The sequence below is a fragment of the Flagellimonas flava genome (assembly GCF_050617915.1).
GTDB classification, from domain to species: Bacteria; Bacteroidota; Bacteroidia; order Flavobacteriales; family Flavobacteriaceae; genus Flagellimonas; species Flagellimonas flava_A.
Genome location: NZ_JBODQE010000105.1, coordinates 1 through 253, shown reverse-complemented (window position 1 = coordinate 253; position 253 = coordinate 1). Strand labels below are relative to the sequence as shown.

Annotated in this window: 1 protein-coding gene; it reads left to right on the top strand. The window is 27.7% G+C overall.

Features of this window, described 5'->3' with window-relative positions:
- Nucleotides 1-46 precede the first annotated feature (46 nt).
- Nucleotides 47-253 (top strand): hypothetical protein (locus ACRHOZ_RS21160; RefSeq protein WP_431130309.1); only part of this gene is annotated, 207 nt, incomplete at its 3' end.

Genomic DNA, 253 nt, shown 5'->3' with positions numbered 1-253 from the left:
CAACAGAATTATTTTTGGATAAAATTTGTATAACAATTGATTAATCATGATTGAAAAACTTATTGTAGATTTTTTTACTAGTATAGAAAAAGATGAATCCATTACATCTAGAAATGGTAAAGCAGTATTCTTTGTGGAAGAACTACTAGAGAGAAGAAATGAAATATTTGATCATGTAAGTGTGCAAAAAATTAGTAGGTTACATAAGAGATATGTAGAAAAAGAAAAGGATATTCCTGTTAGTGCCCCTGAC